This window comes from Pantoea sp. AG702, assembly GCF_003182295.1.
GTDB lineage: Bacteria > Pseudomonadota > Gammaproteobacteria > Enterobacterales > Enterobacteriaceae > Pantoea > Pantoea ananatis.
Genome location: NZ_QGTU01000009.1, coordinates 217,616 through 224,043 on the forward strand (window position 1 = coordinate 217,616; position 6,428 = coordinate 224,043).

A 6,428-nucleotide genomic window follows, 5' to 3' on the forward strand; every position below is an offset into this window, starting at 1 on the left:
TTGAAAATGGCCCAGATGGCATCATCTCTGGTGAAACTTCCTGATGCAAAAAAGGTCGGAAGTAGACCAGGATAATTACGCTGTGGGAGTGTTCGCCACTGCCACGTAAAGTTATAGTGTGGGCCCGCAGTCCGCAATGATTCCCGAGGTGTCAGGCTTCGGTTTTGGAGAAAGGATGAAATCACTGTTCAAAGTCACATTGTTAGCTACCACCATGGCCGTTGCGCTAAATGCTCCGCTGGCAATGGCCGCAGAAACTGCAGCGGCACCGGCTGCTGCTGCTGATGCACCTCAGACTGCTCCCCAGGCTCCAAAAAACGCTGCCTTCAAAAACGAAGATCAGCAATCTGCATATGCATTAGGTGCATCGCTGGGCCGTTACATGGACAACTCTCTGAAAGAACAAGAGAAGCTGGGCATCAAACTGGACAAACAGCAGCTGATTGCCGGTGTTCAGGATGCATTCGGTGGCAAGAGCAAACTGTCTGACGAAGAAATCGAGCAAACACTGCAGGCGTTTGAAGTGCGTGTGAAAGGCGCGGCTTCAGCCAAGATGGAAAAAGACGCGAAAGAAAACGCTGAGAAAGGGGAAGCTTACAGCGCTAAGTTTGCCAAAGAGAGCGGCGTGAAGAAAACTGACAGCGGTCTGCTTTACAAAGTAGAGAAAGAAGGCACCGGTGATGCGCCGAAAGACAGCGATACCGTGGTCGTCAACTATAAAGGTACGCTGATTGACGGTACTGAGTTCGACAACTCTTACACGCGCGGTGAGCCTCTGTCATTCCGTCTTGATGGCGTGATCCCGGGCTGGACCGAAGGCCTGAAGCACGTTAAGAAAGGCGGTAAGATCAAGCTGGTTATTCCACCGAACCTTGCTTACGGTAAAAACGGCGTTCCGGGTATTCCGGCTAACTCCACCCTGGTGTTTGATGTTGAACTGCTTGATATCAAACCTGCTCCGAAAGCGGATGAAAAAACGCAGGCCCCTGCTGCTGACGCGAAGAAATCTCAGTAATCTGTCTACCGCCACCTTCGGGTGGCGGTTTCTGTTTATGACAAACCTCTGGCATAAGCCCGCGACATTTGCCAGACTATCGCCTGCATAACTATCCCAATATTGAGTCTGCCCGTAAGCCGCTGAGACAGGCTCCAGCCATGTAGGGTGATGTCTTCAATGTCTAATCCATTCAATCCCGGTGAACTGAGCGACTTCGATCTTCTGGAGCAGCATCCGTTCGAGCAAACTGATTACGATATTCTAAAGTCGTATGAGGCCGTCGTAGATGGCCTTGCCATGTTGATTGGCTCGCATTGCGAAATCGTCCTTCACTCACTGGAGGATTTGAACTGTTCGGCCGTGCGCATTGCTAACGGCGAGCACACAGGGCGTAAAGTGGGATCGCCCATTACGGATTTAGCACTGCGCATGCTGCACGATATGCAGGGTGCAGACAGCAATGTTTCCCGTGCCTACTTTACCCGCGCGAAAAGCGGTGTGCTGATGAAGTCAGTGACCATCGCGATTCGTAACCGACAGCAGCGGGTGATTGGGCTGCTGTGTATCAATATGAACCTTGATGTTCCGTTTTCGCAGATTATGTCGACATTTCTTCCCCCTGAGATGCATCAGGTTGACTCCAACGTCAACTTCGCCAGTTCGGTAGACGACCTGGTGATGCAAACGCTGGAATTTACTATTGAAGAGGTGAGCGCCGATCGCAATGTCTCTAATAATGCCAAAAATCGTCAAATCGTATTGAACCTGTATGAGAAAGGTATTTTTGACATCAAGGACGCGATTAATCAGGTGGCGGACCGCTTAAATATTTCTAAACACACCGTGTATCTGTACATCCGTCAGTTTAAAAATGGCGACTTTCAGGGGCAGGATCGCTAATGCGCTATGCGCTGTTAGTGACGGGACCGGCTTATGGCACGCAGCAGGCGACCAGCGCCTTGCTGTTTGCCAACGCGTTGCTGGCAGCCGGCCATCAACTGGAAAGCGTGTTCTTTTACCGCGAAGGGGTGCTGAATGCGAATCAGCTGACGGCACCGGCCAGTGATGAGTTTGATCTGGTAAGGGCATGGCAGACACTCAGTCAGACTCAGGGCGTCGCGCTGAATATCTGCGTTGCGGCGGCGTTACGCCGCGGCGTGACCGACCAGCAGGAAGCGTCACGGCTGGCGCTGCCCGGCGCTAATCTTCAACCCGGCTTTACGCTGGCGGGGTTAGGCGCGCTGGCGGAAGCTCTGCTGCGTTGCGAACGTATGGTGCAGTTTTAATGAATCGTGTTGCATTTGTTTTTACCCGTGCGCCGCATGGTAGCAGCGCGGGGCGCGAAGGACTGGATGCTGCGCTGGCCACCGGCGCGTTAAGCGACGATATTGGCCTGTTTTTTATCGGCGATGGCGTGCTCCAGCTCTGCAGCGGGCAACAGCCAGAAAGCATTCACGCCCGTCATTATGCCGCGACCTTTGGTGTGCTGGCGCTGTACGATATTGAGCAATGTTACCTGTGTCGGGACGCGTTACGGGATCGCGGTTTAGCGGAACGTGCGCCGCGCATGTTGGATGCTGAGATTTTAGATGCGCCGTTGCTGCGTCAAAAACTCGCGAGCTATGACCGTATTGTGACTTTTTAAGAGCGTGTAATGCTGCATACTTTATTTCATTCTCCGGCCTACAGTGATATCGATTCGCTGTCTTTGCTCCTCAGCCCAGACGACGACCTGTTATTGCTGCAGGACGGCGTGCTGGCTGCGATGCAGGGCAGTAAGGCGTTGGAAAAACTGAGCGCCAGTGGGGTAAACGTGTGGGCGTTGGAAGCGGACCTGAATGCACGCGGGTTGGGTGAGCAAATTTCCCCCATTGTGCAGCCAGTAGACTATACTTTCTTCGTTGCGTTAACGGTAAAACATCGACAACAAATGGCCTGGTAATTCGTTAACCCCCTGGTTATTTCTTGACACCCTTTTGACACAGCCCTAAAATTCTGCCTCCTCGTAATTCTACGAGGTGATTTATTACGTGTTTACGAAGCAAAAAGCTAAATCCCAGGAGCTATTTAATGGCAACAGTTAACCAGCTGGTTCGCAAACCACGCGTCCGCAAAGTTGCAAAGAGCAACGTGCCGGCGCTGGAAGCTTGCCCGCAGAAACGTGGTGTTTGTACTCGTGTGTACACCACCACTCCTAAAAAACCAAACTCAGCACTGCGTAAAGTTTGCCGTGTGCGTTTGACTAACGGTTTTGAAGTTACCTCCTACATCGGCGGTGAAGGTCATAACCTGCAGGAACACTCCGTGATCCTGATCCGTGGCGGTCGTGTTAAAGACCTGCCAGGTGTGCGTTACCACACCGTTCGTGGCGCGCTGGACTGCTCAGGTGTTAAAGACCGTAAGCAGTCACGCTCCAAGTACGGCGTGAAGAAGCCAAAGGCTTAATGGTTCTCCGTTAAGTAAGGCCAAACGTTTTAACTTAAATGTCAAACTAAACTCGTAGAGTTTTGGACAATCCTGAATTAACAACGGAGTATTTCCATGCCACGTCGTCGCGTCATTGGTCAGCGTAAAATTCTGCCGGATCCTAAGTTCGGATCAGAGCTGCTGGCTAAATTTGTAAACATCCTGATGGTAGATGGTAAAAAATCTACTGCCGAATCTATCGTCTATACCGCGCTTGAGACCCTGGCTCAACGTGCTGGTAAAGATGGCCTGGAAGCGTTCGAGGTTGCTCTCGAAAACGTACGTCCGACTGTCGAAGTTAAGTCACGTCGCGTTGGTGGTTCAACCTACCAGGTTCCAGTTGAAGTCCGTCCGGTTCGTCGTAATGCCCTGGCAATGCGTTGGATCGTAGAAGCTGCTCGTAAACGCGGTGATAAATCTATGGCTTTACGCCTGGCGAACGAACTTTCTGATGCTGCAGAAAACAAAGGTACTGCAGTGAAGAAACGTGAAGACGTTCACCGTATGGCTGAAGCCAACAAGGCGTTCGCTCACTACCGCTGGTAACAGCTGCGTAGGTGTTATTAACCCAGCGGGCGTCCCAGTGGCTTACCTGCTGGGCTTTATTAACTTAGAACGTCTAAGAATCAGAGGAATCAAATGGCTCGTAAAACACCCATTGAGCGCTACCGTAACATTGGTATCAGTGCGCACATCGACGCCGGTAAGACTACAACTACCGAACGTGTTCTGTTCTACACCGGTGTAAACCACAAAATCGGTGAAGTTCATGACGGCGCAGCAACCATGGACTGGATGGAGCAGGAGCAGGAACGTGGTATTACCATCACTTCAGCTGCGACCACCTGCTACTGGTCTGGTATGGCTAAGCAGTTTGAACCACACCACGTAAACATCATCGACACCCCGGGACACGTTGACTTCACCATCGAAGTTGAGCGTTCTATGCGTGTGCTTGATGGCGCAGTTATGGTTTACTGTGCAGTTGGTGGTGTTCAGCCACAGTCTGAAACCGTATGGCGCCAGGCTAACAAATATAAAGTTCCACGCATCGCGTTCGTTAACAAAATGGACCGCATGGGTGCTAACTTCCTGAAAGTTGTTGACCAGATGAAAGCGCGTCTGGGTGCAAACCCAGTCCCACTTCAGCTGGCTATCGGCGCAGAAGACAGCTTCACCGGTGTTGTTGACCTGGTGAAAATGAAAGCGATCAACTGGAACGATGAAGACCAGGGCGTGACCTTCGTTTACGAAGACATTCCAGCCAACATGCAGGAACTGGCTGAAGAATGGCGTGCGAAACTGGTTGAAGCCGCAGCTGAAGGTTCTGACGAGCTGATGGAGAAATTCTTCGGCGGTGAAGAGCTGACAGAAGAAGAGATCAAAACTTCTCTGCGTAAGCGCGTTCTGAAAAACGAAATCATCCTGGTGACCTGTGGTTCTGCATTTAAGAACAAAGGTGTTCAGGCGATGCTGGATGCGGTTGTTGAATACCTGCCAGCACCGACTGACGTTACCGCGATCAACGGTATCCTGGACGACGGTAAAGACACACCGGCTGAGCGTCATTCCGATGACAAAGAGCCGTTTGCTGCGCTGGCGTTTAAAATCGCTACCGACCCGTTTGTAGGTAACCTGACCTTCTTCCGCGTTTACTCTGGTGTGGTTAACACGGGTGATACCGTATTCAACCCGGTTAAGTCAAACCGTGAGCGTCTGGGCCGTATCGTTCAGATGCACGCCAACAAGCGTGAAGAAATCAAAGAAGTTCGTGCGGGCGATATCGCAGCAGCGATCGGCCTGAAGGACGTGACGACAGGTGACACCCTGTGTGACCCAGATAACGTCATCATCCTTGAGCGCATGGAATTCCCAGAGCCGGTAATTTCTATCGCCGTTGAGCCGAAAACCAAAGCTGACCAGGAAAAAATGGGTCTGGCTCTGGGTCGTCTGGCGAAAGAAGACCCGTCATTCCGCGTATGGACTGACGAAGAGTCTAACCAGACTATCATCGCTGGTATGGGTGAACTTCACCTCGATATCATCGTTGACCGTATGAAGCGTGAATTCAACGTTGAAGCGAACGTGGGTAAACCACAGGTTGCTTACCGTGAAGCCATTCGCTCTAAAGTCACCGGTATCGAAGGTAAACACGCCAAGCAGTCTGGTGGTCGTGGTCAGTACGGTCATGTTGTTATCGACATGTACCCACTGGAGCCGGGCGTTAACCCGAAAGGTTACGAATTTGTCAACGATATCAAAGGTGGTGTAATTCCTGGTGAATTCATCCCGGCCGTTGATAAAGGTATCCAGGAGCAGTTGAAATCAGGCCCACTGGCAGGTTATCCGGTTGTGGATCTGGGTGTTCGTCTGCACTTCGGTTCTTACCATGACGTTGACTCCTCTGAACTGGCGTTTAAACTGGCCGCGTCTATTGCCTTTAAAGATGGCTTTAAGAAAGCGCAGCCTGTTCTGCTTGAGCCTATCATGAAGGTTGAAGTTGAAACCCCAGAAGAGAACACCGGTGACGTAATCGGTGACCTTAGCCGTCGTCGTGGTATGCTCAAAGGGCAAGAATCTAACGCTACTGGCGTTCAGATCCACGCTGAAGTTCCGCTGTCTGAAATGTTCGGATATGCAACTCAGCTGCGCTCTCTGACCAAAGGTCGTGCTTCGTACTCCATGGAGTTCCTGAAGTATGACGACGCACCGAGCAACGTTGCGCAGGCCGTTATTGAAGCTCGTAGCAAATAAGCTACGGTTTAAATTTGAACTGATGCCTTCATCCAGAGTGATGAAGGCATAACGTAAGGAATATCGCCATGGCGAAAGAGCAATTTCAACGTAACAAACTGCACGTAAACGTGGGCACCATCGGTCACGTTGACCACGGTAAAACCACCCTGACTGCAGCGATCACCACCGTTCTGGCTAAAACCAACGGCGGCCAGGCACGTGCGTTCGA

General features: G+C 51.4%; 9 protein-coding genes. All 9 read left to right on the top strand.

Annotated elements, in window-relative coordinates; all coding sequences use genetic code 11:
- Window positions 1–175: 175 nt before the first annotated feature.
- Entirely contained in the window at window positions 176–1,015 is an 840-nt protein-coding gene (gene fkpA, locus DFO57_RS20235; protein WP_029570735.1) for an FKBP-type peptidyl-prolyl cis-trans isomerase, read from the top strand.
- 159 nt (window positions 1,016–1,174) lie between these two features.
- Entirely contained in the window at window positions 1,175–1,897 is a 723-nt protein-coding gene (locus DFO57_RS20240) for a transcriptional regulator (RefSeq protein WP_014604869.1), read from the top strand.
- The gene (tusD, locus tag DFO57_RS20245; RefSeq protein ID WP_013027475.1) at window positions 1,897–2,283 is read left to right on the top strand and encodes a sulfurtransferase complex subunit TusD; all 387 of its coding nucleotides are present in this window, start codon (window positions 1,897–1,899) and stop codon (window positions 2,281–2,283) included. Before DFO57_RS20240 ends, tusD begins: the two co-directional genes overlap by 1 nt.
- Entirely contained in the window at window positions 2,283–2,642 is a 360-nt protein-coding gene (gene tusC, locus DFO57_RS20250) for a sulfurtransferase complex subunit TusC (RefSeq protein ID WP_015699398.1), read from the top strand. The genes tusD and tusC overlap by 1 nt, the downstream gene beginning before the upstream one ends.
- Before the next feature lie 9 nt (window positions 2,643–2,651).
- Complete coding sequence (tusB, locus tag DFO57_RS20255; RefSeq protein ID WP_013027473.1) at window positions 2,652–2,939, top strand: sulfurtransferase complex subunit TusB; 288 nt, start codon at window positions 2,652–2,654, stop codon at window positions 2,937–2,939.
- Between the two features lie 128 nt (window positions 2,940–3,067).
- Window positions 3,068–3,442, top strand: coding sequence for a 30S ribosomal protein S12 (rpsL, locus tag DFO57_RS20260; protein ID WP_006120575.1), 375 nt, complete (start codon window positions 3,068–3,070; stop codon window positions 3,440–3,442).
- A gap of 96 nt (window positions 3,443–3,538) precedes the next feature.
- Window positions 3,539–4,009, top strand: coding sequence for a 30S ribosomal protein S7 (gene rpsG / locus DFO57_RS20265; protein WP_006120576.1), 471 nt, complete (start codon window positions 3,539–3,541; stop codon window positions 4,007–4,009).
- 93 nt (window positions 4,010–4,102) lie between these two features.
- Entirely contained in the window at window positions 4,103–6,217 is a 2,115-nt protein-coding gene (gene fusA / locus DFO57_RS20270; protein ID WP_013027472.1) for an elongation factor G, read from the top strand.
- A 68-nt stretch (window positions 6,218–6,285) separates the two neighbouring features.
- On the top strand, window positions 6,286–6,428 hold a 143-nt coding region (locus DFO57_RS20275; RefSeq protein WP_233255874.1), incomplete at its 3' end, for a GTP-binding protein.

Bases quoted from the DNA above. Each gene is read 5' to 3' on its own strand.
- fkpA (WP_029570735.1), top strand. From the start codon at position 176: ATGAAATCACTGTTCAAAGTCACATTGTTAGCTACCACCATGGCCGTT.
- tusC (WP_015699398.1), top strand. From the start codon at position 2,283: ATGAATCGTGTTGCATTTGTTTTTACCCGTGCGCCGCATGGTAGCAGC.
- DFO57_RS20240 (WP_014604869.1), top strand. From the start codon at position 1,175: ATGTCTAATCCATTCAATCCCGGTGAACTGAGCGACTTCGATCTTCTG.
- tusD (WP_013027475.1), top strand. From the start codon at position 1,897: ATGCGCTATGCGCTGTTAGTGACGGGACCGGCTTATGGCACGCAGCAG.
- fusA (WP_013027472.1), top strand. From the start codon at position 4,103: ATGGCTCGTAAAACACCCATTGAGCGCTACCGTAACATTGGTATCAGT.
- rpsL (WP_006120575.1), top strand. From the start codon at position 3,068: ATGGCAACAGTTAACCAGCTGGTTCGCAAACCACGCGTCCGCAAAGTT.
- tusB (WP_013027473.1), top strand. From the start codon at position 2,652: ATGCTGCATACTTTATTTCATTCTCCGGCCTACAGTGATATCGATTCG.
- rpsG (WP_006120576.1), top strand. From the start codon at position 3,539: ATGCCACGTCGTCGCGTCATTGGTCAGCGTAAAATTCTGCCGGATCCT.